This is a genomic window from Streptomyces sp. NPDC111656 (assembly GCF_055656965.1).
Window position 1 is genome coordinate 13073 of the sequence record NZ_JBVKCA010000043.1, and the last position, 25124, is coordinate 38196.

Genomic DNA, 25124 nt, shown 5'->3' on the forward strand with positions numbered 1-25124 from the left:
CGTACTGGCGCGAGCCTAGCCGCTTGTACGTCGGCCGACGGGACCCTGTGGACAACGCACCGAGTCGTCTCGGAACCGGACCTTCCGTCTGGGGCTTCCGCCCGCGGTTTGCGCCCCGTCCCGTCCTGCCCGCCCCGCCCCGCCCCGCCCTGCCCCGTCGTGGTCAGTCCAAGTCGTCGAAGGCGTCCGCGAAGTCGAGCCCGGGCAGCCCCGTCACACCCGGTGACGCGACGCGCGTAGCGAAGTCGTCACGCCGGCGCGCGGCGGCCGTGTCCGTCACGTCGTCCTGGACGACGACCCACACGGTGACCTCTCCGCGGGTGTCGTCCCGTACGCCCCAGTCCTTGGCCAGAGCCGTGATGATGTTCAGCCCGCGGCCGCCGTGCGCGGTGACCGAGGGCGTGGCGGGAACCGGGCGGGTCGGACCACCGCCGTCCGTCACCTCGACGGTGAGCCTCCCGGACGCGTCGACGCGCCACGCGGCCCGGACGTCGCCGTCCCCGGCGAGGGCGTCGCCGAGGGGCCTGCCGTGCCGGCACGCATTGCTCAAAAGTTCGGAAAGGATCAGTACGGCGTCGTCGATGACCGATTCCGTCACTCCACCGGTGCGCAGTTGATCGCGCATCCGATGTCTTGCTTTCCCCACGCCCGCAGGGCCATGGGGAACGGCCATGCTCGACGACGTGGGCACCTCCCGTGCCACCACCAACGCCACCCCCGAGACCTCCTTTGCCCCACGCCACGGTGTGGATGCCCCTTTGGGCTGGACCGGAAACCGGCCAATCCACGTCTGCTGACGCACTCGTAACGATCGAACACGGAACGAACGCGCCGGTGCACTCCTGGTAATCGTGTGGCTGGATTTCGACGGTTATTGACGTGGTCCGACGGCCGTCGTCGGCACCTCGAGCGGTGGTTTCCGGACGACGGGCCGCGAGGTCAGCGGCCGAGCTGATGCAGCACCGTGCGTGGGCGGTTGGTGATGATGGCGTCGATGCCCAGCTCAACGCAGAGATCGACGTCCTCGGGTTCGTTCACCGTCCAGACGTGGACCTGATGACCGGCTCTTTTCAGCCGTTCGATGTAGCCGGGGTGACTGCGTACGATCCGCATCGAGGGGCCCGCGATCCGGACACCGGCCGGCAGTCGTCCGTCGCGCAGCCGGGGCGAGATGAACTGCAGGAGATAGACCGTCGGCAGCGTCGGGGACGCGGACCGGACGCGGTGCAGGGAGCGCGCCGAGAAGCTCATGACGCGTACCGGAGAGGTGACGGCGCTCGCCGGGGCGTCCAGGCCGAAGCGCTTCAGGAGGAGCAGCAGCCGGTCCTCGACCTGGCCCGCCCAACGCGTGGGGTGCTTGGTCTCGATGGCCAGCTCCACGCGGCGGCCCGCGTCGGCGACGAGTTCGAGCAGTCGCTCCAGGGTGAGGACGGAGGTGTCCTGCGGGTCCCCGGGGCCGTACTCCCAGTCGGGGGACTCGTCGCGGTTCTTCCAGGAGCCGAAGTCCAGGGCGGCGAGCTCGGCGAGCTCCAGGGCGGAGACGGCTCCGCGGCCGTTGGACGTACGGTTGACGCGGCGGTCGTGCACACAGACGAGATGTCCGTCCGCGGTCAGCCGTACATCGCACTCGAGGGCGTCCGCACCGTCCTCGATCGCCTTCTTGTACGCGGCCAGGGTGTGCTCGGGAGCCTCTTCGGAGGCTCCGCGGTGGGCGACGACCTGAATCGGGTGCTGTCGTGCGTGGGTCACCGCGTCATGGTGCCACCGTCGCAGGGCCGACGTGGAGGCCGAGACACCACGAATGTTTCTTTTAGTATAAAAAGCCCGATATAAAGGATGGTCCTGGACCCACAGCCACCGCTTATGGTGCTCTGACGTCCCGTGGGAAAAGCTGACGGCGTACAAAAAGCACATGCACACCAGCACAGCTGCATCGCGCCGGACCGTCTGACAAGCGTGAGTGAGCGTGACCGAGTGCGACCGAGAACAACAGCCGTGGACCGAGGAGAAGAGCTGTGAGCACCGAGAACGAGGGCACTGCAGTACCCCCGGCCCCGTCCGCACCTCCTGTGCCGGTGGAAACTCCCGCTGCTTCCGCGCAGAGCGCTGCGCCCGAAGGGGGCGCGCCGACCGCCCAGCTCCCGTCGGTGCCTCCGAGCGCCCCCGGCGCACCGGAGGAGACACCGGCGTACGCGTCGCTGGGCGCCGGGACTCCTGAGGCGCACGGGCACGCCCCCGGAGCGCCGGTCTCCGCCGCCGAGGCGGGCTGGCCGCCCCCGCCGCCCGCCGTTCCCTCGTACGCGGACGGTGGCGGCTCGGGAGCGGGCGGCTGGGGCTCCTCCTACGGGCAGCCCGCGCCGAAGCCCAAGAACGGGCGCGGCGGCCTGGTCGCGGCGATCCTGGTGGCCGCGCTGGTCGCGGGCGGCGTCGGCGGCGGCATCGGCTACTCGCTGGCCAAGAACAACGACAACTCCACCGACTCGACGACCGTCTCCGCGCCGAGCGGCAGCGGCGACGTGAAGCGGGCCTCGGGCACGGTCGCGAACGTGGCCGCCAGGGCGCTGCCGAGCACCGTCACCATCGAGGCCGAGAGCAGCAACGGCTCGGGCGGCACCGGCACCGGGTTCGTCTTCGACACCCAGGGCCACATCCTCACCAACAACCACGTCGTGGCGGAGGCGGTCGACGGCGGCAAGCTCACCGCGACCTTCCCCAACGGCAAGAAGTACGACGCCGAGGTCGTCGGCCACGCGCAGGGCTACGACGTCGCGGTCATCAAGCTCAAGAACGCGCCGTCGGACCTGAAGCCGCTCACGCTGGGTGACTCCGACGCGGTGGCGGTCGGCGACTCCACGATCGCGATCGGCGCGCCCTTCGGCCTCTCGAACACGGTGACCACGGGCATCATCAGCGCCAAGAACCGTCCCGTGGCCTCCAGCGACGGCAGTGCCAGCAGCAAGGCCTCCTACATGAGCGCCCTGCAGACGGACGCCTCGATCAACCCGGGCAACTCCGGTGGCCCTCTCCTGGACGCCCAGGGCGCGGTCATCGGCATCAACTCGGCGATCCAGTCCTCGAGCAGTGGCGGTCTGGGCGGCACCAGCCAGTCCGGCTCCATCGGCCTCGGCTTCGCGATCCCGATCAACCAGGCGAAGCACGTCGCCCAGCAGCTGATCAAGACCGGCAAGCCGGTCTACCCGGTGATCGGCGCCTCGGTCTCCCTCGAGGACGGCACCGGCGGCGCGAAGATCACCGAGCAGGGTGCGAGCGGCTCCGCGGCGGTCACCTCCGGCGGCCCCGCCGACAAGGCCGGTCTCAAGCCCGGCGACGTCATCACCAAGCTCGACGACCAGGTGATCGACAGCGGCCCGACCCTCATCGGCGAGATCTGGACCCACCAGCCCGGCGACGTCGTGAAGCTCACGTACACGCGCGACGGAAAGACCCACACGGCCGAGGTCACCCTCGGACAGCGCGACGGCGACAGCTGACCGGTTGGTCTTCTCCCCGCGCCACCGACGATCGCCGGTGGCGCGGGGTGGGTTGCCCGAGCGGCCACCGCCACAGTTCATGGACGTGCTGGTCGGATGGGGTGTCACTCAGTGAGTGGCACCCCATCTGCGTGGCGCCTGTCTCACCTTGATCCGGCCCTGTCGCGTTGTGCAGCAGTGCGTGTGGACCGGGCGTGGACCAGGAACCGGCGGACCAGGTCCGCGAATCCGCTGCTCAGCGGCCTTGCCCTGGAGGTCATGGACGCCCGCTTCGAGCACTGCGCCTATCCGATGCATGCCCACGACACGTACTCCTTCGGAGTCACCGACGACGGCGCCCAGTCGTTCGTGCGCAGGGGAGAGCGGCACGTCAGCGCGGCCGGACTGGTCATGGCGTTCAATCCGGACGAGCCGCACGACGGACAGTCGGCCGTCCACCACGGTTACCGCTACCGCATGTTGCACCTCGGCGAGGATCTTGTCCGGGACGTTCTCGCCGACGCGGCTCCCGGCAGCGCCGGATTGCCGCTCTTCGACACCCCGGTGGTGGACAACCCGGCCCTGGCCCGAGCCGTGGCCCGCCTCCACACCGCGGTCGTCGACAACGCACCCCGGCTGGTCATCGACGAGCGCCTCACCGCCGCGGTGCCGGCCCTCACCCGCGACGCCGCCACGCGTCCGGCGCGCCTGCTGGATCAGCAGAGCAGGGTGGATCTGGCCGCCATGGCGCGGGCCCGCGGTCTGCTATGGCAGCGATTCGCCGAGAACATCGCCGCCGACGACCTGGCTCGGGTGGCCGGATGCAGTCGCTTCGCGCTGTACCGGGGCTTCCGCGCGGCGTACGGCTTCGCACCCAGTGACTACCAACGCGGTCTGCGATTGCGCCGAGCCCGCGCGCTCCTGGCCAAGGGCATGGCACCATCGACAGCAGCCGCCGAGGCCGGCTTCGCGGACCAAGCTCATCTCACCCGATGGTTCTCCCGCACCTACGGCGTCACCCCCGCTGCCTGTCGAACGGCGCCCCAACAGGTGTCGTAGCCCCGAGTGGCACTTGGCTCGACCAAGTGTCAATGCGCTGGAGCTGGGTGAAGGCGCCCGGTCGGATCCACTCGTCACGGCGGTTGCGGATCGCGGCCGAGCACGTCGTGTGGGCGATCGCCCGACAAGACCTCCATGCAACCTGACAACGCCACCTGCCCTGCTGCTCAACTGCCGTGCCGCCCAGTACTCACTGCCGCCCGAGATGTTGCTCAGCCCACGGAGACGGCGGCCGTGATGTGCGAGCCTGGCCGCGGAGCCCCATGTCTCCTGACCGTGTGACGCACGCCACGGGAACCTGCCCCGCCGTGTGGACAAGGATGGACGTGGACTACTCATTGCACACCCGGATACGGGCAGGCGACCCCGAGGCGTTCCGCGAGCTCTTCCGTGACCACGCCCGACTGGTCCACCGGCACGCGGTGCGCGTGACCGGGGACTGGACCGTCGCCGAGGACATCGTCTCGCTGACCTTCTTGGAGGCGTGGCGGCTGCGCGCCAAGCTGCGGGACGAGGGCGACAGTCCGCGCCCTTGGTTGATGGGCATCGCCGTGAACGTACTGCGCAACACGACCCGCGCCGCGCGCCGCCACCAGCGGGCCCTGGAGCGCTTGCCGGCCAAGGAAACGGTCCCGGACTTCGCCGACGAACTCGTGGGCCGCATAGCCGATGCCGACCAGCTGGCCGCCGCCCAGCGGGTGCTGAAGAAGCTGCGCCGGAGCGAGCGCGAGGTCTTCACACTCTGTGTGTGGTCCGGGCTCGGCTACGCGGAGGCGGCGGCCGTGCTCGGCGTCCCGGTCGGCACCGTGCGCTCCCGCCTGTCCCGCGCCCGCAAACGGCTGAGCAAGCTGGCCGACGAAGAACTGAGGAAACGCAGGGAACCGCTACCGCGCAACGGACAAGTACAGGGCGGCCGCACTTCTGCGGCCCGGTCACACGAGGCGTACGAGGAGAGGTCCGAATGATCCGCAAGAAGTCTCGGCGTGAGGAGTCGCTGGACCACGCGGAGCTGGCCCGGTTGCTGCCGGCGCCGGGAGACCCGCACCTGTCGCTCGACCGTCACCTGCTTCTCGAGGAGCACCTGATGAGCGAGATCCAGCCCACCGCACCCGCCCCTGCGCCGTCCCGCCGCCCGGCACACCGTGTCCTGCTGATCGGTGTCCCGGTCACCGCCGCAGCCCTGGCCGGCGCCTTCGCCTTCACCGCGCTGACCGGTTCCGGGGGCCGCGGCACGACCGCGGCCCCCCCGCCCCCGGTCGAAGCGCCGGTCGTCCGCATCGAGCCCGGCAGTACCGCCCAGCTCGCCTCCACCGTCGAGCACATCGCCGCCGCCGCCTCGGCCGGCAAGACGCCCGAACCCGGCCCGGGCCAGTACATCTACGTCAAGAGCAAGGTCTCCTACGTCTCCGTCTTGCACACAGACACAGACAAGTCCAAGACCTGGGTCCAGCCCCTGCATATCCGTGAGGCATGGAATTCCCCCGACGGCAAGCAGGGCTGGCTGGACGAGCCCGGCTACCAGCCCGAGGGCGGTGTCACCCTCAACAGCGACGTCGAGAGCAGCTTGAACGCCCCCTCCTACGACTACCTCAAGACGCTGCCCACCGACCCGGACGTCCTGCTGAAGAAGATCTACAAGGAGACCAAGGGCCAGGGGAACTCCCCGGACCAGGAGGCATTCGCCACGGTCGGCGACCTGCTCGGGGAGCAGCTCGCACCGGCGAAGCTGAACGCAGCGCTGTACCGGGCCGCGGCCAAGATCCCCGGGGTTGTGGTGGTGGACCATGTCAAGGACGCCGCGGGACGCGAGGGCATCGCCCTGGCCCACGTCGACCAGCAGAGCGGTGATCGCACCGAGTGGATCTTCGACCGCAAGACGTACGCCTATCTCGGCAGCCGCGGTGTCCAGGTCAAGCAGGCCGACGACGTCAAGCCCGGCACGGTCCTCGAATACACCGCCGTGCTGGAGCGGGCCGTCGTCGACGCCCAGAAGCAGCGCCCCGGCGCGCAAGGTACCGGTGCGTGAGAACGCGATCGCCTCGCTGGGCAGTGCGGCTGGCGCAGTGTTCATCGCGCGCAGGCGCCGTACGGCCGGCCAGAGCTGACGGCAGGCAGCACAACGCTACGAAGGACGCAGACCGCTCGCCGTGTCGTGGGCGGCCTGCTCGTACTCCGAACCGCCCGGTGGCGGCCACTACTGGCGCCCGGGGGTGTTGGCGGTCGCCCTTGCCGTCGTCCCAGCTCCGAGGCGTGCCTCTCGTCAGCACTGCGAGTCGGGCGCCGTCGCCGGGTTGCTGAGCTTGAAAGCGTGATGTCGTCGCAAGGAGGCGGCCCGGTCGGTCCGGGGCCGCCTCCTTGCGTGCGGTGCTGCGGTCGTTGTCGGCGTGGCTTATGCGCCGAGGGACTTCGCGGCCTCACGGATCACATCGAGGACGAAGTCAGGATGCGAGAGCATGGGAACGTGGCTGCTGTCCACGGGACGGATGTTGGCGCCCATGCGCTCGGCGGCGGACCGCTCCAGGTCGGGGTGCACGGTGTGGTCGTTGTTGGCGACGATGTACCAGCTTGGCTTTGTCCGCCAGGCGGTGCCGGGAACCTGCTGATTGAACAGGTCCGCCACCGGCACAGCGCCCGTCGCCAGGACGAGCTTCTGCTCCGCTTCCGGGAGGTCTCCGCAGAAGTGCGGGACGCCCGAGGGCTTGAGCCACACGCGGCCGTCAGCGACGTCCACGTGCTCGAAGATGGGTGTGCGGGGGAATTTGTCCTGCTGTTCCTGCGACGTCTCGTCCTCGTCCGGGGCGAGCGCGGCGATGTACACCAGAGCGCCGACGCGGTCGTGGGTGCCCGCTTTGGTGATCAGGGTCCCGCCGTAGGAGTGACCGACCAGCACGATCGGGCCGGGGACGTGGTTGAGCGTGAAGTTGACGCACGCGACGTCGCTTTCGAGCGAGTCGAGGCCGTGCTGTGAGGCGAACACCTCGTGCCCTTCAGCCTGGAGCGTGGGGATGAGCTTGTTGAAGCACGACCCATCCGCCCAGAGTCCGTGGGCGAAGACAATGCTGGGCTTGCCCGCCATGGCATTTCCTCCTATAGAGAGATCAAATATGCGACATTGCACCACGTTGCGCGTTTAGTGCCTTATTGGCCGTGATAGCCAGGCGTGTCGCCCAATACCCATCGTCTGGCCTGCGTAGGTCGGTGTTGGTGGAGCTGAGGCGGGCGGGCCGGGTGCTGATGATCGGCGCAGTGGCCAGGGAGCACGGAACAGAGCCAGTGGACCCCGTGTGGACCATGCCCCCGAGAGACGCTCGGGGCCGGGTAGGCTGTAGCCGCTCCGACCCTGGTGGGCGGGGCGAGGTGGGTTGCCCGAGCGGCCTAAGGGAACGGTCTTGAAAACCGTCGTGGCAGCGATGTCACCGTGGGTTCAAATCCCACACCCACCGCAGGTGGACGGCCCCTGACCAGGTAAATCGGTCGGGGGCCGCTCTCATGTACGTTGTCCGTCAACCACCGTGGTTCCCCGTCAGTTACCGGTGGATCGGGTATGGCAGGGGCACGGCAGCTTCTGGTCCGTAGTTCTGTGTGGATCGGTCGCTGATGGTCATGCGGGTTGCGCTGAGGTCCTGCACGCACGCCGCCGACCGGGGGTGGTTGCTGCTGTGGTGGGTGTATTTCGCTGCTGTACCGCGGTTGGCCAACCGCCGAGAGCGTTCACGAGAGCTACGAAGACGCCCACGCCGAAGACAGCGAGGACGACGAACCCGACCGCCACCAACGAGCAACACGAGGCGACCGCCACCATGACCCACGCCCGTCCCACGGCCCGGTGGTAGTCGGTGTCATCGCCCCAGTTCTGATCAACCATGCCGCCCCTCTCCCCGCGCACTGTACGGAGCGGTCGGCGGAGCCGATCAGGTGCGGGCACCTTCGGCGCCCCCTGCGACAATTCCGCGATGGCGACGCCGGTCGTGTGGAGGAGAAGGAAACGCCTTGGTGCTTGGCGGGGTGCTCGCACTGATCGCGGGCAGCGCTTTCGTCGTGGCGGCCGGGGTTCACACCCTGGTGCGCTGACGGCAGCGGCTGTCTCCGGCGGCCGTGTCAGCCGAACATGCAAGGGGGTTTCTCACTGAGGTCGTTGGCCAAGGACACAGAACTCGTTGCCTTCGGGGTCTGCCATGACGACCCACGGCTGGTCACCCTGACCAATATCAACACGCTGTGCGCCAAGAGCCTCCAGGCGAGCCACCTCGGCGTCCTGGTCATCAGGCACGAAGTCGAGATGCAGCCGGCTCTTGGCTTTCTTGCTCTCGTCGAGCCGGACGAATTCCAACCCCGGCAGGCGATCCGGCTCCGGGCGGATCGCGAACTCCACATCAGAGGAGTGGACCACAACCCAACCAAGAGCCTCGGCCCACCACTGGCCCAGGGCCTCCGGATCTGCCGAGTGGACAATTACATTTTGCCATTCCAAGGTCATCAGCCGAGCCTAGGCCTACCGGGGTTTCGAGAGAAGGCGCTTGAAGCGCTTGAGGGAAGCCATGCAGCGGCTGACTGGTCGGCCTTCCGAACCACCGCTCCGGCCCACCGCTCCGGCCCACCACTCTCCCCCGCTCCCCTTCCATCCCGTCCGCCGTCGACGGCTCACAGTTCGAAGTCCTGGGCGGCTTCCTCCCAGGGGATGGCGCGCAGGGCCGGATCGGCGGTGTGGCCGGACGGGATGTCGGGGGTGGCCTGGAACCACGCGACCGCGAGGGCCGAGCGGTGGAGGACGGGGTCGACGGCGGGGTCGACCGCGCTGGAAAGGAAGAGGCCGACGCAGGTCACGGCGGGGAGCAGTTCGACCGGGCCGAAGCCGCGGGCGGGCAGGTCCGGATGGTCTCGGTGGGGTGTGACGAGGTGCGTCGGGGTGTTGGGGAACGCCGCCGCGGTGCGCCGGGCCAGGCCGTCGACGATGCCGTCGTTCCAGCGCTTGAAGGGGTAGCCCTCGAGCATTCCGCCGTAGGTCGAGGTGAGGCGCAGGTCGGATATCTCGACGGTTCTGCCCGAGGTGAGGGTGACGCGGGTCAGTGCCATGGCCCGCAGCCTAGGGACGGGCGGTTCGTGGTGTCGTTCCGTTTTCCGGTGGCCCGGGGCGTGGGAACGTCATCCGGGACGCCGAGGCGATCGTCGAGCGGGCTTCGCGTTCGGTGAGGCCGGTGCGCAGGGCGGCCTCGACGAGGGCGGTGGTCAGTTCCGGGCCTATGCCGTTCTCGTAGGCGCGGCAGGCAGCCCAGAAGAGGCGGGTGTTGCGCTGGCCCTCGTGGGCGGCGAGCACGAACTGGACCAGCCCCTGGCCGTGTTGGCCGGTCGCAGGGGGCGCGTGGTGGTGCGTGCGGGGCGGGGGCGTGAGCAGGCGCAGGAGTTCGCGCGGACAGGGCGCGGGCGCCAACTGGGCGGTGCCCGGGGCCGTTCCGTAGACGCCGTGCTCGGTGCGGGAGCCGGGGCCGACCAGGTAGCCGCCGGCGCCGCGGATGTCGATGCCCGGGGCCAGTCGGCTCGCCGAGTTGGGGACGACCACGTCGGGCGGTCCGGTCAGCCAGAGGTGGCGGCCGCCGCTCGGGGTCAGCACGACCACCGTCTCCGGGATCGTGAACAGGTGGCGCAGGGCCAGTTCGCGCAGGGCGACCGAGGAGTCCGTGCCGGATTTGGTGTCGAGGTCGATGCCGATGAGGCGGTGCGGGTCGAGGCCGCAGGCGATGCCGTAGCCGGTCGCCCAGGGCGCGGCGGCGAAGAGCGCGCGGATGCGGCGGGGGTCGGTGGAGGCGTCGTACACGCCGTGTCCGAAGCGGCCGCATGCGCCGTGGCAGGGAGGGGACGTCGGGTCGGGATCGGGGTCGTCGCGGTGGGGGGAGCGCAGGGCCGGGAGCTTCGTGCGGGACAGCGGGATCACCGCGAGTCCGCGTTCGGCGGCGGACAGGGCGTGGGCCAGGGCCAGGGTCGTGGCCTGCCGGTCGGTGGTGGCCATGCATCCATGTTCGTACGAGTGTTCGAAAAAGGGAAGGGCTTGCCGTGCGCGGGGGCGCCGGGAAGGGGATTTGGGGAGGATTGGCCAAAAAGTGGCGGAACGGTTCCTCTCTTGGGGCGCCCGGGGTCGAGCTGTCCGATCCGATCTGATCTGGGGTTTCTTGTCATGAAGAGGGTTTATCGACATGTACTCACGCTTGAGGAGGAATCACGGCTTCCGGGGTGGTTCGGCGGTGATTCGGTGGGCAACTCTGGAGTCGCGACGTCGTGATCAGCGCCGGGGTGGTCGGCCAACCGCCTTGGAACGAGCAGTACTTCCCGGCTCACGCCGGTCCGTACATCCGGTTCTTGGAGGAATTCACATGGCAAGCATCCGTACCGCCCGTGTTCTCGCCGCCGTCTCGGCGCTGCCCCTCGCCGCCGCCCTCTTCACGGGCGTCGCCGCGGCGGACAACGGCGCTTTCGCGGACGACGGATCGAACGCGGGCGTGGCAACCGTCAGCGGCAGCGGGGTCGGACACAACAACAGCGGCAACTCCTCGACCACACAGCAGCAAGCGGTCGGATTCGGGGCCTCGAACCACAGCAACACGGCTCAGGTCAAGAACTCCGCGTTCACGGCCATCGACCAGTCGCACACCGTCATCAACTTCACCAACCTCTGGTGAGCCGGGGCCGGTTCGCCCGCCCTCGACGGGCTCACCGGCCTTGAAGCACCGTGTGGGGTGCTTTGTGGGGTAGTAACGCGTCTGTGCGACGGTGCTTCGGTGCCGTCGCGCAGGCGTTTTCGCGTGTCCGTCCTCGACGGTCTCGTCGTGACCTTGACAGCTCTCGTTATCTGACGGACAGTCAGAAAACCTTGTTCGTACGAGGTCCGGGAGGGCCGCCGCCGTGCACCTCGCCCCCACCGAGCGCCAGCAACGGCTGCGCGCCGAACTGCGTACGTACTTCCGGGACCTGATGCCCGACGGTCCCCCGCCCGCCGACGACCCCGGCAGGCAGCGCGCGCTGCTGCGCCGCATCGGCGCCGACGGACTGCTCGGGATCGGCTGGCCCGTCGCGTACGGGGGCCAAGGGCGCGGAGCCGACGAGCAGTTCGTGTTCTTCGACGAGGCGTACCGGGCCGGAGCGCCGGTGTCGATGGTCACGCTGAACACCGTCGGACCGACCCTCATGAAGTACGGGAGCGAGGCGCAGAAGGAGTACTTCCTGCCGCGCGTCCTCAGGGGCGACCTCGTCTTCGCGATCGGGTACTCGGAGCCCTCGGCGGGCACGGACCTGGCCTCGCTGCGCACCCGCGCCGTGCGGGAGGGCGAGTCCTGGCTGATCGACGGGCAGAAGATCTTCACCTCCAACGCCCAGCACGCCGACTGGATCTGGCTCGCCTGCCGCACCGACCCCGACGCGCCCAAGCACCGGGGCATCTCGATCGTCCTCGTGCCCACGGACGCGCCGGGCTTCTCGTGGACACCGATCGAGACGGTGGGCGGGCTGACCACCACGGCCACGTACTACGACGGCATCCGCGTGCCCTCCTCGAACCTCGTCGGCGAGGAGAACGGCGGCTGGGATCTCATCACCAACCAGCTCAACCACGAGCGGGTCGCCCTCGCCGCGATCGGCATGCAGGCCGAGGACTTCTACGCGGCCGCGCTGCGGGCAGCGCGCACCCCCGATCCGGTGACCGGGCGGCGTCGGGTTGACGAGCCCTGGGTGCGTTTTCGGCTGGCCGAGGTGCATGCCCGACTGGCGGCATCACGCCTGCTCAACTGGCGTTTGGTGGGGGATGTCGGGGCCGGCCGACTGGCCCCGGGCGACGCGAGCGGCGTGAAGGTCGCGGGAACGGAATCGGCGGTCGCTTCGTACCGAATGTGTCAGGAAGTCGTGGGTGCGCGGGCGCTGGTGCGCTCCGGTTCGCCGGGTGTGTTCGGGGACGGCGAGCTGGAGCGGATGAACAGGGCGGCGCAGATCAACACGTTCGGGGGCGGGGTGAGCGAGGTGCAGCGGGAGATCGTGGCGACCATGCGGCTCGGGATGACGAGGGGGCGGCGGTGAGCGACGAGGCGGCCGAGCTGGAGGTGCGGCTCAAGGCGTACGAAGGGCGTGCGACCGCCGTCGCGGGCGTGGGCAAGGACCCGGTCAACGAGCCGATGATCCGGCACTGGTGCGAGGCGATGGGCGACACCAACGCGGCGTACACGGGCCCGGACGCCGTGGCGCCGCCCACCATGCTCCAGGCGTGGACGATGGGCGGCCTGTCCGGGCACGAGGGCCGCTCGGACGCGTACGACGAGCTGCTCGGCCTGCTCGACGAGGCCGGCTGCACCTCCGTGGTCGCCACCGACTGCGAGCAGGAGTACCTGCGCCCGCTGCGGCCCGGCGACGAGATCACCTTCGACGCGGTGATCGAGTCGGTCTCCGAGCGCAAGACCACCAAGCTGGGCACCGGTCACTTCGTCACGACACGGATGGACGTATGGGCGAACGGGGAGCCGGCGGGGACGCACCGGTTCCGGATCCTCAAGTACGCCCCGGCGCGCGCCAAGCCCAAGGCGGCCCGGCCGCGACCGGTCGTCAACCGGGACAACGCCGGGTTCTGGGAGGGCGTCGGCCGGCACCAGCTGCTGATCCAGCGGTGCGGCGGCTGCGGGACGCTGCGGTTTCCCTGGCTGCCGGGGTGCGGCGCGTGTGGCTCCCCGGAGTGGGACACGCTCGAGGCGAGCGGAGACGGGACGGTCTACTCGTACGTCGTCATGCACCACCCGCCGTTCCCCGCCTTCGACCCTCCGTACGCCGTGGGCCTGATCGAGCTCGCCGAGGGCGTCCGGATCGTCAGCAACGTCATCGGGGTGCCGTCCGACAAGGTGCGGATCGGGATGCCCGTGCGGCTCAGGTTCGAGGGTTACGACGAGGAGCTGGTGCTGCCGGTCTTCCGGGCCGGTGCGGAGGGGGGACGCTGACATGGACTTCACGCCCACCGAGGAGCAGGCGGCCGCCCGCGACCTGGCCGCGCGGATCTTCGGCGACCTCTCCACCCCGGAGCGGCTCGCCGCGGTCGGCACCGGCAGCGACGCCGAGACATGGAAGGCGCTGTGCGCGGCCGGGCTGGTGGCGGCCGTCGCGGACACGGGGCTCCTCGGCCTGGTGCTGCTCCTGGAGGAGCAGGGGCGGACCACGGCCCAGGTGCCGTTCGCGGCGAGCTGTGTGTACGGGCTGCTGGCGGTGTCCGCCCATGGATCACCGGAGCAGCGGGAGCGGCTGCTGCCGGGGATCGGGGACGGGACGGCGGTGGTGTGCGGGGCGGTCTTCGAGCCGGGAGGCGTACGGGCGGACGCGGCGGGGCGGTTGAGCGGCGTCGTCCCCGTGGTGCCGTGGCTGCGGGACGCCACCCATGTGCTCGTCGCGGACGACCGGCGCCGGTTGTGGCTCGTGCGGACCGCTGACGCGCGGTGCGCGCCGGTTGAGCTGACGGCGCCCTGGGCGGCGGGACGGCTGACGCTGGAGGGGACGCCGGGTGAGCCGGTGGGCGGGACGGACGCGTACGACGACGTGCTCGCCACCGCCCGGACGGCCTTCGCGGGGCTGCAGGCCGGGGTGTGCGCCGGGTCGCTGGCACGAGCCGTGGAGCACACCAACACACGCGAGCAGTTCGGACGTCCGCTCGCGGCCAAGCAGGGTGTCCAACTCCGGGCCGCGGACGCGTACATGGACACCGAGGCGATACGGGTGACGGCGTACGAGGCGGCGTGGCGGCGCGACGAGGGGCTCGCGTACGCGACGCACGCGCTGACCGCGGCCTGGTGGGCGTCCGAGGCGGGTCAGCGGGTCGTTCACGCGGGCCAGCATCTGCACGGAGGGACGGGCGCCGACCTGGAGCACCCGGTGCACCGGCACTTCCTGTGGGGGCGGCAGCTGGACGCGTACCTGGGGTGCGGGAGCGAAGTCCTCCAGGAACTGGGGGAGCTGATCGCGAGCGGGGAGGAGGAGACATGAGGGTCGGGGAAGGGGAGCGCGCGCGGGGCGTGGAGGGACAGCGCGTGCGGGTCGGAGAGGGTGAGCGCGCGCGGGTCGGTGACGAGCTGGCGCCGCTGGAGATCGAGATCACGCGCACGCTGATCGTGGCCGGGGCCATCGCCTCCCGGGACTACCAGGACGTGCACCACGACGCCGAGCTGGCACGGCACAGGGGCTCCCCCGACGTCTTCATGAACATCCTGACCACCAACGGCCTCGTCGGGCGGTACATCACGGACCACTACGGACCGGACGCCGTCCTCCGTAAGGTGGCCATACGGCTGGGAGCGCCCAACTACCCCGGCGACACGATGGTGTTGACCGGCAAGGTCGAAGAGGTCGAGGGCGACACCGCGACCGTGCGCGTCGTCGGGGCGAACGGCATCGGCAGACATGTGACCGGGACCGTGACGGTCACCCTGCCGCCCGGAGGCGCCTCGTGAGCGTACGCACGAGGGACCGGCTCGGCGGCCGGGCGGCGATCGTCGGGATCGGGGCCACCGAGTTCTCCAAGGACTCCGGGCGCAGCGAGCTGACGCTCGCCGCGGAGGCGGTGCGGGCGGCCCTCGACGACGCGGGGCTGACACCGGCCGAGGTGGACGGGATGGTCACCTTCACCATGGACACCAGCCCGGAGATCACCGTCGCCCAGGCGGCCGGGATCGGCGAGCTGTCCTTCTTCTCCCGGGTGCACTACGGAGGCGGTGCGGCCTGCGCGACCGTCCAGCAGGCGGCGCTCGCGGTGGCGACCGGGGTGGCCGAGGTCGTCGTCTGCTACCGGGCGTTCAACGAGCGGTCGGGGCGGAGATTCGGAGCGGGGGTGCAGCAGCGGGAGCCGTCGGCCGAGGGCGTCGCGCTGGGCTGGGCCCTGCCGTTCGGGCTGCTCACCCCGGCGTCCTGGGTGGCGATGGCGGCCCAGCGTTATCTGCACACCTACGCACTGACGCCCGAGGCGTTCGGCCACGTCGCCGTGGTGGACCGCAAGTACGCGGCGACGAACCCGGCGGCGTACTTCCACGGCAGACCGATCACCCTCGCCGAACACGCGGCCTCGCGGTGGATCGTGGAGCCGCTGCGGCTGCTGGACTGCTGCCAGGAGACGGACGGCGGCCAGGCCCTGGTCGTCACCTCCGTGGAGCGCGCCCGGGAGCTGTCGCATCCGCCCGCGGTGATCACGGCGGCGGCCCAGGGTGCGGGCCGGGCGCAGGAACAGATGACGAGTTTCTACCGGGACGAGCTGACCGGGCTGCCGGAGATGGGGGTCGTGGCGCGCCAGCTGTGGCGGACCTCGGGGCTGACCCCTAAGGACATCGATGTGGGCATCCTGTACGACCACTTCACGCCGTTCGTGCTGATGCAGTTGGAGGAGTTCGGGTTCTGCAAGCCGGGGGAGGCCGCGGACTTCGTCGCCGAGGAGCGGCTTCCGCTGAACACCCACGGGGGGCAACTCGGGGAGGCGTATCTGCACGGGATGAACGGGGTGGCGGAGGCCGTCCGCCAGCTGCGCGGCACGTCCGTGAACCAGATACCGGGCGCCGGTCGCACCCTGGTCACCGCGGGCACCGGGGTCCCCACATCGGGGTTGATCCTGGGGGCGGACGGGGTGTGAGTACGCTGTCGGGCTCTCCCCGTTCTCCCCGCGTCACAGAGCCTTCGGGGGCCCTCGGGGACATCCCGGGTAGTACGGCGGCCGCCGCCGTACTACGGCCGTACGGGTCTCTCAGGGGTGAACCCTCAGGGTGCGGGCGCCGCTCGTCCACCCTCAGGAGGTGGGGCCGGCCCCCCTCCTACAACCTGAGGGGGACACCTCTTCGGGACCTGCGGCCGATCCGAAAAGGTAGGGGTCACTCCTAGCGTGGAGCCATGACCTCACTCGTCTGCACCAGCGGTTCGAACGGCGGGACGCGGACCCTTCCGTACCCGTCGTTCTCGTCGTACATGAAGGCCCGCCAGCCGGTGCTGCTGCGTACCGCCCGCTCGCTGACCGCGAACCCGAGCGACGCCGAGGACCTGTTGCAGACCGCGCTGACCAAGACCTACGTCGCGTGGGAGCGGATCGAGGACCACCGCGCGCTCGACGGCTATGTACGGCGTGCGCTGCTGAACACCCGGACCTCGCAGTGGCGCAAGCGCAAGGTCGACGAGTTCGTGTGCGACGAGCTCCCGGAGCCGGAGGACGCCCCCGCCGGGGACCCGGCCGAGCAGCAGGCGCTGCACGACGCGATGTGGCGCGCGATCATGAAGCTCCCGGCGCGGCAGCGGGCCATGGTCGTCCTGCGGTACTACGAGGACCTCAGCGAGGCACAGACCGCGGAGGTGCTCGGCGTCTCCGTCGGCACGGTCAAGTCGGCGGTGTCACGGGCGTTGGGCAAGCTGCGCGAGGACCCGGAGCTGGAACCCGTGCGCTGACCTTCGGCAGATCCGGGCCGAACGGCCCCTGCGGAAAAGTTCCCGTCCGAGCCGAACGACCCCTGTGACCTGATCGATCGGCCGGAGCTAGTGACATACCGCGTGGTATGTGCGCAGAATCAGCGCATCCCTTACCACCTCGTAGGCAATGTCGCCCCGGGAGGACGCCGTGCTGAGCACGATGCAGGACGTACCGCTGCTGATCTCGAGGATCCTGACCCACGGGTCGGCCATCCATGGCACCTCGCAGGTGATCACCTGGACAGGTGAGGGAGAGCCGCAGCGCCGTTCCTACGCCGAGATCGGCGACCGGGCCGCCCAACTCGCGCACGCGCTGCGCGAGGACCTCGGTGTCGAGGACGACGACCGTGTGGCGACGCTGATGTGGAACAACGCCGAGCATGTCGAGGCGTACTTCGGGATCCCCTCGATGGGCGCGGTCCTGCACACGCTCAACCTCCGCCTCCCCGCGGAACAACTCGTCTTCATCGTCAACCACGCCGCCGACCGCGTGATCATCGCCAACGGCTCGCTGCTCCCGCTGCTCGCGCCGCTGCTCCCCCATCTGCCGACGGTCGAGCACGTGGTCGTCTCGGGCCCCGGTGACCGTTCGCTGCTCGAGGGCGCGAGCGTCCAGGTGCACGAGTACGACGCGCTGGTCGCGGGCAAGCCGACCACGTACGACTGGCCGGAGCTGGACGAGCGTGCCGCCGCGGCCATGTGTTACACCTCCGGCACCACCGGCGACCCCAAGGGCGTCATCTACTCCCACCGTTCGATCTACCTGCACTCCATGCAGGTCAACATGGCCCAGTCGATGGGGCTCACCGACCAGGACACCTCGCTCGTGGTGGTCCCCCAGTTCCACGTCAACGCCTGGGGCCTGCCGCACGCCACGTTCATGTCCGGCGTCAACCTCCTCATGCCGGACCGTTTCCTCCAGCCCGCGCCGCTCGCCGATATGATCGAGTCCGAGCGGCCGACGCACGCCGCGGCCGTCCCCACCATCTGGCAGGGCCTGCTCGGCGAACTGCACGCCAAGCCCCGGGACGTCTCCTCGCTCACCCAGGTCACCATCGGCGGCTCGGCCTGCCCGCCCTCCCTCATGGAGGCCTTCGACAAGCTGGGCATGCGCGTCTGCCACGCCTGGGGCATGACGGAGACCTCCCCGCTGGGCACGATCGCCCGGCCGCCGGCCGGCGTCGTCGGCACGGACGAGGAGTTCGCGTACCGCCTCACCCAGGGCCGCTTCCCGGCCGGCGTGGAGGCCCGACTCACCGGCCCCGGCGGCGAACGTCTCCCCTGGGACGGCGAGTCCGCGGGCGAGCTGGAGGTGCGCGGCCCCTGGATCGCGGGCGCGTACTACGGCGGCCAGGGCACGGAACCGGTTCGCCCCGCCGACAAGTTCAGCGAGGACGGCTGGCTCAAGACCGGCGACGTCGGCACGATCAGCCACGACGGCTTCCTGACCCTCACCGACCGCGCCAAGGACGTCATCAAGTCGGGCGGCGAGTGGATCTCCTCCGTCGACCTGGAGAACGCGCTGATGTCCCACCCGGCCGTCGCCGAGGCCGCCGTCGTCGCCGTTCCCGACGACAAGTGGGGCGAGCGCCCCCTCGCCACGGTCGTCCTGAGGGAGGGCGCCACCGCCGACTTCGCGTCGCTGCGCACCTTCCTCGCCGAGGAGGGCAAGATCGCCAAGTGGCAGCTCCCCGAGCGCTGGACAATCATCGAGTCGGTCCCGAAGACGAGCGTCGGCAAGTTCGACAAGAAGGTGCTGCGCAGGCAGTACGCGGAGGGTGCGCTGGACGTCACCCAGCTCTGAGGCTCTCGACGGCAGAATGACGGTTGGGGTGCTGTTTCACGTGAAACAGCACCCCAACCGTCGTATGTGTGAATCCAGTTCGAGGCCCGCAGCGCAGCGGGTCAGTTCGTGCCGATGCGCGCCAGCAGATCCACGATCCGGTCCTGCACCTCGGCGCTCGTCGAGCGCTCGGCGAGGAACAGGACCGTCTCACCCGCGGCGAGGCGCGGCAGTTCGGCCTGGTCGACAGCCGCGGTGTAGACGACGAGCGGTGTGCGGTTCAACTGTCCGTTCGCCCGCAGCCAGTCCACGATCCCGGCGCGCCGACGCCGTACCTGCATCAGATCCATCACGACCAGGTTCGGCCGCATCTGAGAGGCCAGCGTGACGGCGTCCTCGTCCGTGGACGCCCGCGCCACCTGCATTCCGCGCCGCTCCAGCGTCGAGGTCAACGCCAGCGCGATTTCCGCGTGCTCCTCGATGAGCAGCACACGCGGCGGGTGCTGCTCGGAGTCCCGCGGCGCGAGCGCCTTCAGGAGTACGGCGGGATCGGCGCCGTACGCCGCCTCGCGCGTCGCCTGCCCCAGTCCCGCCGTCACCAGTACCGGGACCTCGGCGGCGACGGCGGCCTGGCGCAGCGACTGCAGCGCGGTGCGTGTGATCGGACCGGTCAGCGGGTCCACGAACAGCGCGGCCGGGAACGCGGCGATCTGCGCGTCCACCTCCTCGCGCGAGTTCACGATGACGGGCCGGTAGCCGCGGTCGCTCAGCGCCTGCTGGGTCGTCACGTCCGGCGCGGGCCACACAAGGAGGCGGCGCGGGTTGTCCAGCGGCTCCGGGGGCAGCTCGTCGTCCACGGGCCGCGGCTGCGGCTGGTCGGCGACCTCGACCGCGCCACCGGGACCGTCCAGCGGCTCAGGACCCTCGTCGGCGTTCTTGTCCGGGGCTCCTATGGCGTACGACCGACCGGCGCCCTCGGTCGCTCCGGGCAGCCTCGGCCCGGGAGCCGCGGCGGTCTGCCCGGCCTGCGGGTGCGGGCGCGCCGACGCTTCGGGGCGCTCGGTGGCGGGCTCGGGGGGAGTGCCGAGCTTGCGGCGGCGGCCGGAGCCGTTGGTCTGGTGCGGGGGAGGCGTGGCGGTCTGCTGTGCCTGCGCCTGCGTCCGGGCCGGCACGGCCCCCGGCTGGTTCGGCGCCGACTGACGGCTGAACGGCACGCCCTGCCCGAGCGTCCGCACGCTGAACGCGCGCCCCTGCGTCGAGTTGGGGTCGATCGGCGAGGCGGCCTCGGCGGGCAGCGGCTGGGCGACCCGCGGCTGAGCCCCCGGCCGGGGCACCGGCCGCGCGGGCTGCTCCGGCGGGAGGGGGGTGCCGGGCGCCGGAGTCTGCGCCTGCGGCTGGGCCTGACGGGCGGCAGCCGCCGCCGGGGCGGGTGCACCGGGCGGTACGGGCGCTCCCGCAGGCACGGGGGCACCGGGCGGTACGGGGGTTCCGGCGCCGGAGGTGTCGTCGGCGTTCGGGGCCGGCCAAGGGGCCGGGGCCTGCGCGGGGACGGCCTGTGCCGGGGCTCCGGGCGCCGGGGTGGCCGGTACGGGGACGCCCTGGGCCGGAACCGCCGCCGCGTCCGGCCGAGCCGGGGCCGGGCGGGTCCGCACTCCCGACGGCGCGGAAACCGGGTGCGGCTGGGGCGGAGTGTGATCGTCGGCCGGGTCGTGCGGCATCCCGTCGTGCCGGCCTTCGTCCCGCTGGCCACGACCGGCGACGGCACCGACGGCGTCGCCCGCCTGCTCCAGGAGCTGCTGCTGGGCCCGTTGCGCCTGCTGGGCCTGTTCGGCCTGGATGTACTCGGGTGAGCGGTCCGCCTCCGCGGGCGGAAGCGCGAACACGGTCCGGGCGCCGCCTTCCTGCGCGGCGGCCCGCTCGGCCGCCGCGGCCAGCGCCCGCCGACGTCGACCGGTCGGCTGCGCGTCGGCACCTTCGGCGGGGACGGCCTCCGGGGCACCCGGAGCACCGGGCGCGCTCGAGGCGCTGGGAGCCGCGGGCAACGCGGGCGGCAGCGCGTGCTGTTCGCCGTCACGCCGTGCCCGCCGCCCGGACGGCACGGGCACCCCTTGCGGAGAAGCCACGGGAACCCCCTGCGGAGGCACCGTCCCGCCCAGTCCCGTACCCACGGCCGCGGTTCCCGCCGCGTGCTCGCCCGCCATGACGACCGCGCCCTCCGACACGCCCTCGGCCGCGTCGCCGTCCGCGCCCTCGACCGGGCTCGGCCGCCCACGACGGCGCCCGGTGGCGACGCCATCGCCGTCACCGGGGCCCTGGGCCTGCGCGGGCACGGACACCTCGGCGGCCTCCTGCTCCGCGGCCGTACGGCGCCTGCGCCGCCCGGTGGGAGCGGCCGCACCGCCCTCGGTCGTGACCGGCTCCGCGGGGGCGACCTCGCTCTCCAGGAAGGCGTCCACGGAGGACTTCCGGGCCCGCCGCCTGCCACCGCTCTGGTTGCCGCCGTTCTGGTGCGAGGCCTGCTCGGGGAGGGCGATCTCGGCACCGGTCGACGCCGGGGCCTCGGGGGCCATCGCTCCGGCCCCGTCGCCGATCGGCACCTCCAGGACGAACGCGCTGCCGCTCATTCCCGGCACCTCATGCGTCTGCAGTACGCCGCCGTGCGCGCGGACGATCCCGCGCACGATCGGCTCGTGCACCGGGTCTCCCCCGCTGTACGGGCCGCGCACCTCGATCCGTACGACCTCGCCGCGCTGCGCCGCCGCCACGACGACGGTGTTGTCCATGTAGCCGCCCGCGGATGCCGGCGCGTTGCCGGTCGCGTCGACGCCGGCCACGTCCGCGATGAGGTGCGCCAGCGCCTGCGCGAGCCGCTGCGGGTCGACCTCGGCCTCGATGGGCGGCGCGTGCACGGCGAACTGCACACGCCCGGGCCCGATCAGTTCGACGGCCCCGTCGACACCGGCCGCGACGACCGCGTCCAGCATCACGTTCGTACGGACGATCTGCTCGGCCCCCGCGTCCAGCCGCTGATAGCCGAGCACGTTGTCGACGAGGGTCGTGATCCGCGAGTAGCCCGCCGCGAGGTGGTGAAGTACCTGGTTGGCCTCGGGCCACAGCTGGCCGGCGTCGTCGGCGGCGAGCTTCGAGAGCTCACCGCGCAGCTGGTCGAGGGGCCCGCGCAGGGACTGGCCGAGCACCGAGAGGAGCTGATCGTGCCGGGCGCTCAGCGCCTCGTAGCGGTCCTTCTCGCGCTCGCCGAGCGCCGCGTACCGCTCGTCGCCCGCGGCGAGTTCCTCCTCGTGGCGCTCGCTCACCTCGGCGAGCTCGGCGGCGTGCCGCTCACGCAGCGCCGTCAGCTCCGCCGCGTGCTCCTCGCCGATCCGCTCGATCTCCTCCGCGTGCTGGGTGGCCTCGGCGTCCTTCTCCTCGACGAGGCTGTCGTACGGCCGTCGGTCGGTGAAGGTCATCACGGCGCCGACGAGCTGGTCCCCGTCGCGCACCGGAGCGGTCGTCAGGTCGACCGGCACCTTGTTCCCGGACTTGGACCACAGCACCTGCCCGCGCACCCGGTGCTTGCGCCCGGAGCGCAGGGTGTCGGCGAGCGGGGACTCCTCGTACGCGAAGGGCTCGCCGTCCGCGCGCGAGTGAAGGATGAGGGCGTGCAGGTCCTGCCCGCCGAGATCACTGGCCCGGTATCCCAAGATCTGAGCGGCCGCCGGATTGACGAGGACGACCCGCCCCTCCGTGTCCGTGCCCACGACACCCTCGGCCGCCGCGCGCAGGATCATCTCGGTCTGTCGTTGCGAACGCGCGAGTTCGGCCTCGGTGTCGACGGTGCCCGACAGATCGCGTACGACGAGCATGAGTAGCTCGTCGGGGGTGGGACCGTAACTGTCGTAGGCCTGCTGGCCGTTCTCCAGGTTCGCGCTGGTGACCTCGACCGGGAACTCGCTGCCGTCGGTCCGCCGCGCGATCATCCTGGTCGGCTTGGTCCGCCCGCGCTGGTCGATCGTCTCGGGCCGCCGCATGGACCCGGGGATCAGCCGCGAGTCGAACTGCGGCAGCAGATCGAGCAGCCCCCGGCCCACCAGAGCCGTACCCGGAGCTTCGAAGGCCTCCAGGGCGATGGTGTTGGCGTTGACGACCGTGCCATTGGCGTTGACCAGCACCAACGCATCGGGCAGCGCGTCCAGTATGGCTGCGAGGCGAGCAGCGCCTCGGGATGGCCTGCTGCTCACGAGACGCTTCCTCCCTGTTACCGCACCTTGCCGACCGCGAGGGCCATCTTGCCAACCTGCCCGCAGCGTGTCACGCGAGGGAGTCTACGGGCAGAGGTCGCGCTCGCGGCGCCGGATGAGAGGGAGGTCGCACGCAGAAGAACCGAAGAACCTGTGACCGCGCATTTCATCCCTTCCCTCCCTACCCCGCCGAACCGTGGCGTCACCATGACCGAGCCGTGCCGCGGCTGTGGGCGGAGCCGGGGAGCAGGGGGACGAGGACGTCCCAGCGTGCGATCTGGCAGCCGTCCGCCCGGTCGAACCGTGCGTCGACGGGCCGCCCGGCCCAGGTCCCGGTCACATGGGCGGTGGCCGGACCGCCGTACATCATCGTGCACATCGTGCCGGGCGCCACGGGGGCGAAGGGGTCCTTGCCCCAGGTGGTGCGCTGGTCCAGCGTTGCGCACGCCTTGCCCACGTCGGGGTGAGTGCCGCCATCGGGATGACACCGCAGCTCGTACCTCCGGTCACCGCCTTCCGTGTGCTGGACGGTCACGGTCAGCCGGTCCCCGGAATCCTCGCCGCGGGCCGGCGGAGGCATCAGGCTCAGGGAGGCCGGTTCCGCGGGGGCGGCCCCGGCCTGGGCGACGGCGGGCAGGGCGGGCACGGCGGACAGTGCCGCGACGGACGCGGCGGCGGTGAGGACGAGACGACGCAACATGACCTGACTAACGCGAGGGGCCCCGAGCGGTTGCGCGCGGCCGCCGCGTGACCCCGTGCCTCTCAGAGGTTCGGCTCACCGGCTCCTCGGGACTTTGCTCTGTGACCCGACTGCCTAGTACCGTGGGAGCCGATTGGTGACACCCCACCCGGCTGTGTCATCATCTGCACGCACCACTCGCGCTCGCGTGGGCGGTTGTGCGGGAGGCGTCGCCTAGTCCGGTCTATGGCGCCGCACTGCTAATGCGGTTTGGGCCTTAAAGCCCATCGAGGGTTCAAATCCCTCCGCCTCCGCGCCAAGATCCGAAGCCCCGGTCCACCTGGACCGGGGCTTCGGCGTTGAGCCCTTCTGGAGCGCGTTTGCCCAGCTCACAAGGGGTGCAGCAAACGGATTTCACATGGCGGCGGCAGTCATGTAATGTTCTTCCTGTCGCCGCGAGCGGGCCGAAAGCCCGGGAAGCGGGACGAAGCAGGAGACAAGAAAACAAGCACTCGTAGCTTAACGGATAGAGCATCTGACTACGGATCAGAAGGTTGCAGGTTCGAATCCTGCCGAGTGCACACCAGACCAGAGGCCCTGAGGATCACTCCTCAGGGCCTCTGGCTTTTGTCTTGACGGCAGTGTTTGACGGCAACCGCCTCTGTTCTGTCCATGAGCTCAAAGGGAACACTGTTCGGCATGCCTGTCTCGCTGCATCACATCGTCATCGACGCCCACGACCTGCCCGGCCTGGCCCGGTTCTGGGCTGAGGTGCTGGGCTGGCAGATCCTGTCCGAGCGAGAGCGGGAGGTCGTGATCGGGCCGGACGAGACGGCCCCGGCGGGAATCTGCTTCATGCCGGTGACAGACCGCAAGGTCGTCAAGAACCGCCTGCACCTCGATCTGACCTCCACGGCGGAGGACCGGGAAGCCGAGATCGAGCGCATCCTTGCCCTTGGCGCTCGCAGAGCGGACGTCGGGCAGAGCGGCGACGAGTCGTGGACCGTGCTGGCCGATCCGGAGGGGAACGAGTTCTGCGTAGTCCGTCCGAAGGAGACCCTCATCGGATAGTCCCGGGAGTCGATCAGACGGCTACTGGGACACCAGCTGATCAGGGATTCCACGACCGGACCACCCGGAATGCTGTCCAGGCTGAGGGGTGGTCCGGTCTTTTGTTGTTGGCTTTCGCCGCGTGAGCGGCGCCGGATAAACCGGGGCTTTGGGATCAGCTCAGGGCCTTGCCCACCTCGTAGATCGTCGGGCGACCTCCGGAGCGTGGCTGAGCATCGCGTCGATCAGCTCGCCCAGCTCTTGTGCTTGTAGTAGTTCTGCCGGGCGACGCCAAGGATCCGGCAGCACCTGTCGACCGGTGCCCCGGCATCGACGAGTCGGTCGATCACCGGGTAGAGCCTTTTGGGGCCGGCTTGTCCTCGCCGAGGAACTTCGCC

The 25124-nt window shown here is 70.7% G+C and carries 21 protein-coding genes and 3 tRNA genes; 16 read left to right on the forward strand and 8 right to left on the reverse strand.

The genetic code is table 11. The features are described 5' to 3' along the window. Nucleotides 1-163: 163 nt before the first annotated feature. Both ACZ7M3_RS51020 and ACZ7M3_RS51025 read right to left on the reverse strand, forming a co-directional pair. On the reverse strand, nt 164-802 hold the full coding sequence (locus tag ACZ7M3_RS51020; RefSeq protein ID WP_121415642.1) for an ATP-binding protein: 639 nt from the start codon (nt 800-802) through the stop codon (nt 164-166). Between the two features lie 137 nt (nt 803-939). Next, entirely contained in the window at nt 940-1749 is an 810-nt protein-coding gene (locus ACZ7M3_RS51025) for a glycerophosphodiester phosphodiesterase (protein WP_472073439.1), read from the reverse strand. Nucleotides 1750-2015: 266 nt separating this feature from the next. Between ACZ7M3_RS51025 and ACZ7M3_RS51030 the strand changes: the two genes are divergently transcribed. The 4 genes from ACZ7M3_RS51030 (at nt 2016) to ACZ7M3_RS51045 (ending at nt 6555) form a co-directional block, all read left to right on the forward strand. Further along, on the forward strand, nt 2016-3491 hold the full coding sequence (locus tag ACZ7M3_RS51030) for a S1C family serine protease (RefSeq protein ID WP_472073441.1): 1476 nt from the start codon (nt 2016-2018) through the stop codon (nt 3489-3491). A 183-nt stretch (nt 3492-3674) separates the two neighbouring features. Beyond that, a complete protein-coding gene (locus ACZ7M3_RS51035; protein ID WP_472073443.1) occupies nt 3675-4529 on the forward strand; it encodes an AraC family transcriptional regulator in 855 nt (284 codons plus the stop codon). Between the two features lie 320 nt (nt 4530-4849). After that, complete coding sequence (locus ACZ7M3_RS51040) at nt 4850-5494, forward strand: RNA polymerase sigma factor (RefSeq protein WP_450434923.1); 645 nt, start codon at nt 4850-4852, stop codon at nt 5492-5494. Further along, nucleotides 5491-6555 (forward strand): CU044_5270 family protein, encoded by a 1065-nt coding sequence (locus tag ACZ7M3_RS51045; RefSeq protein ID WP_472073445.1) that lies wholly within the window; start codon nt 5491-5493, stop codon nt 6553-6555. Before ACZ7M3_RS51040 ends, ACZ7M3_RS51045 begins: the two co-directional genes overlap by 4 nt. 363 nt (nt 6556-6918) lie before the next feature. On the opposite strand, the gene ACZ7M3_RS51050 is transcribed toward ACZ7M3_RS51045, so the two are convergent. Further along, nucleotides 6919-7605 carry an alpha/beta hydrolase gene (locus tag ACZ7M3_RS51050; RefSeq protein WP_472073447.1) on the reverse strand — a complete coding sequence of 229 codons (687 nt, stop codon included), beginning with the start codon at nt 7603-7605 and terminating at the stop codon, nt 6919-6921. A gap of 280 nt (nt 7606-7885) precedes the next feature. On the opposite strand from ACZ7M3_RS51050, the gene ACZ7M3_RS51055 reads away from it, so the two are divergent. Continuing rightward, nucleotides 7886-7972 (forward strand) — tRNA-Ser (locus ACZ7M3_RS51055). 680 nt (nt 7973-8652) lie between these two features. On the opposite strand, the gene ACZ7M3_RS51060 is transcribed toward ACZ7M3_RS51055, so the two are convergent. The 3 genes from ACZ7M3_RS51060 to ACZ7M3_RS51070 all read right to left on the reverse strand — a co-directional run bounded on the left by ACZ7M3_RS51060 (nt 8653) and on the right by ACZ7M3_RS51070 (nt 10533). Then, entirely contained in the window at nt 8653-9006 is a 354-nt protein-coding gene (locus tag ACZ7M3_RS51060; protein WP_261688571.1) for a VOC family protein, read from the reverse strand. A 164-nt stretch (nt 9007-9170) separates the two neighbouring features. After that, entirely contained in the window at nt 9171-9602 is a 432-nt protein-coding gene (locus tag ACZ7M3_RS51065; protein WP_388400324.1) for a hypothetical protein, read from the reverse strand. Between the two features lie 10 nt (nt 9603-9612). Beyond that, on the reverse strand, nt 9613-10533 hold the full coding sequence (locus ACZ7M3_RS51070) for a bifunctional DNA primase/polymerase (protein ID WP_472073449.1): 921 nt from the start codon (nt 10531-10533) through the stop codon (nt 9613-9615). Between the two features lie 361 nt (nt 10534-10894). On the opposite strand from ACZ7M3_RS51070, the gene ACZ7M3_RS51075 reads away from it, so the two are divergent. From ACZ7M3_RS51075 to ACZ7M3_RS51110, 8 genes are all read left to right on the forward strand, one after another. After that, nucleotides 10895-11200 carry a hypothetical protein gene (locus tag ACZ7M3_RS51075; protein WP_452963735.1) on the forward strand — a complete coding sequence of 102 codons (306 nt, stop codon included), beginning with the start codon at nt 10895-10897 and terminating at the stop codon, nt 11198-11200. Nucleotides 11201-11423: 223 nt separating this feature from the next. Beyond that, on the forward strand, nt 11424-12587 hold the full coding sequence (locus ACZ7M3_RS51080; protein ID WP_393016055.1) for an acyl-CoA dehydrogenase family protein: 1164 nt from the start codon (nt 11424-11426) through the stop codon (nt 12585-12587). Beyond that, on the forward strand, nt 12584-13492 hold the full coding sequence (locus ACZ7M3_RS51085; protein ID WP_472073451.1) for a bifunctional MaoC family dehydratase N-terminal/OB-fold nucleic acid binding domain-containing protein: 909 nt from the start codon (nt 12584-12586) through the stop codon (nt 13490-13492). Before ACZ7M3_RS51080 ends, ACZ7M3_RS51085 begins: the two co-directional genes overlap by 4 nt. 1 nt (nt 13493) lies before the next feature. Continuing rightward, complete coding sequence (locus tag ACZ7M3_RS51090; protein ID WP_472073453.1) at nt 13494-14525, forward strand: acyl-CoA dehydrogenase family protein; 1032 nt, start codon at nt 13494-13496, stop codon at nt 14523-14525. After that, nucleotides 14522-14989, forward strand: coding sequence for a MaoC family dehydratase (locus ACZ7M3_RS51095; RefSeq protein ID WP_472073455.1), 468 nt, complete (start codon nt 14522-14524; stop codon nt 14987-14989). The genes ACZ7M3_RS51090 and ACZ7M3_RS51095 overlap by 4 nt, the downstream gene beginning before the upstream one ends. Beyond that, nucleotides 14986-16155 carry a lipid-transfer protein gene (locus tag ACZ7M3_RS51100; protein ID WP_472073457.1) on the forward strand — a complete coding sequence of 390 codons (1170 nt, stop codon included), beginning with the start codon at nt 14986-14988 and terminating at the stop codon, nt 16153-16155. Before ACZ7M3_RS51095 ends, ACZ7M3_RS51100 begins: the two co-directional genes overlap by 4 nt. 254 nt (nt 16156-16409) lie before the next feature. Next, a complete protein-coding gene (locus ACZ7M3_RS51105) occupies nt 16410-16955 on the forward strand; it encodes a SigE family RNA polymerase sigma factor (RefSeq protein WP_472073459.1) in 546 nt (181 codons plus the stop codon). A 148-nt stretch (nt 16956-17103) separates the two neighbouring features. Beyond that, nucleotides 17104-18780 carry a long-chain fatty acid--CoA ligase gene (locus tag ACZ7M3_RS51110; RefSeq protein ID WP_472073461.1) on the forward strand — a complete coding sequence of 559 codons (1677 nt, stop codon included), beginning with the start codon at nt 17104-17106 and terminating at the stop codon, nt 18778-18780. Between the two features lie 101 nt (nt 18781-18881). On the opposite strand, the gene ACZ7M3_RS51115 is transcribed toward ACZ7M3_RS51110, so the two are convergent. After that, the gene (locus tag ACZ7M3_RS51115; RefSeq protein ID WP_472073463.1) at nt 18882-22997 is read right to left on the reverse strand and encodes a hybrid sensor histidine kinase/response regulator; all 4116 of its coding nucleotides are present in this window, start codon (nt 22995-22997) and stop codon (nt 18882-18884) included. A 202-nt stretch (nt 22998-23199) separates the two neighbouring features. Beyond that, nucleotides 23200-23697 (reverse strand): SSI family serine proteinase inhibitor, encoded by a 498-nt coding sequence (locus tag ACZ7M3_RS51120; RefSeq protein ID WP_472073465.1) that lies wholly within the window; start codon nt 23695-23697, stop codon nt 23200-23202. Between the two features lie 202 nt (nt 23698-23899). Here ACZ7M3_RS51120 and ACZ7M3_RS51125 point away from each other — a divergent pair. The 3 genes from ACZ7M3_RS51125 (at nt 23900) to ACZ7M3_RS51135 (ending at nt 24747) form a co-directional block, all read left to right on the forward strand. Next, a tRNA-Ser gene (locus ACZ7M3_RS51125) sits at nt 23900-23990 on the forward strand. A gap of 194 nt (nt 23991-24184) precedes the next feature. Continuing rightward, nucleotides 24185-24257 (forward strand) — tRNA-Arg (locus ACZ7M3_RS51130). Between the two features lie 118 nt (nt 24258-24375). Continuing rightward, nucleotides 24376-24747, forward strand: coding sequence for a VOC family protein (locus ACZ7M3_RS51135; protein ID WP_472073468.1), 372 nt, complete (start codon nt 24376-24378; stop codon nt 24745-24747). Nucleotides 24748-25124: the final 377 nt, after the last annotated feature.

Excerpts from the sequence above, each read along its gene's own strand:
- ACZ7M3_RS51060 (WP_261688571.1), bottom strand. The coding sequence starts at position 9,006 with ATGACCTTGGAATGGCAAAATGTAATTGTCCACTCGGCAGATCCGGAG.
- ACZ7M3_RS51065 (WP_388400324.1), bottom strand. The coding sequence starts at position 9,602 with ATGGCACTGACCCGCGTCACCCTCACCTCGGGCAGAACCGTCGAGATA.
- ACZ7M3_RS51135 (WP_472073468.1), top strand. The coding sequence starts at position 24,376 with ATGCCTGTCTCGCTGCATCACATCGTCATCGACGCCCACGACCTGCCC.
- ACZ7M3_RS51095 (WP_472073455.1), top strand. The coding sequence starts at position 14,522 with ATGAGGGTCGGGGAAGGGGAGCGCGCGCGGGGCGTGGAGGGACAGCGC.
- ACZ7M3_RS51105 (WP_472073459.1), top strand. The coding sequence starts at position 16,410 with ATGACCTCACTCGTCTGCACCAGCGGTTCGAACGGCGGGACGCGGACC.
- ACZ7M3_RS51070 (WP_472073449.1), bottom strand. The coding sequence starts at position 10,533 with ATGGCCACCACCGACCGGCAGGCCACGACCCTGGCCCTGGCCCACGCC.
- ACZ7M3_RS51090 (WP_472073453.1), top strand. The coding sequence starts at position 13,494 with ATGGACTTCACGCCCACCGAGGAGCAGGCGGCCGCCCGCGACCTGGCC.
- ACZ7M3_RS51075 (WP_452963735.1), top strand. The coding sequence starts at position 10,895 with ATGGCAAGCATCCGTACCGCCCGTGTTCTCGCCGCCGTCTCGGCGCTG.
- ACZ7M3_RS51110 (WP_472073461.1), top strand. The coding sequence starts at position 17,104 with ATGTCGCCCCGGGAGGACGCCGTGCTGAGCACGATGCAGGACGTACCG.
- ACZ7M3_RS51045 (WP_472073445.1), top strand. The coding sequence starts at position 5,491 with ATGATCCGCAAGAAGTCTCGGCGTGAGGAGTCGCTGGACCACGCGGAG.
- ACZ7M3_RS51120 (WP_472073465.1), bottom strand. The coding sequence starts at position 23,697 with ATGTTGCGTCGTCTCGTCCTCACCGCCGCCGCGTCCGTCGCGGCACTG.
- ACZ7M3_RS51050 (WP_472073447.1), bottom strand. The coding sequence starts at position 7,605 with ATGGCGGGCAAGCCCAGCATTGTCTTCGCCCACGGACTCTGGGCGGAT.
- ACZ7M3_RS51040 (WP_450434923.1), top strand. The coding sequence starts at position 4,850 with ATGGACGTGGACTACTCATTGCACACCCGGATACGGGCAGGCGACCCC.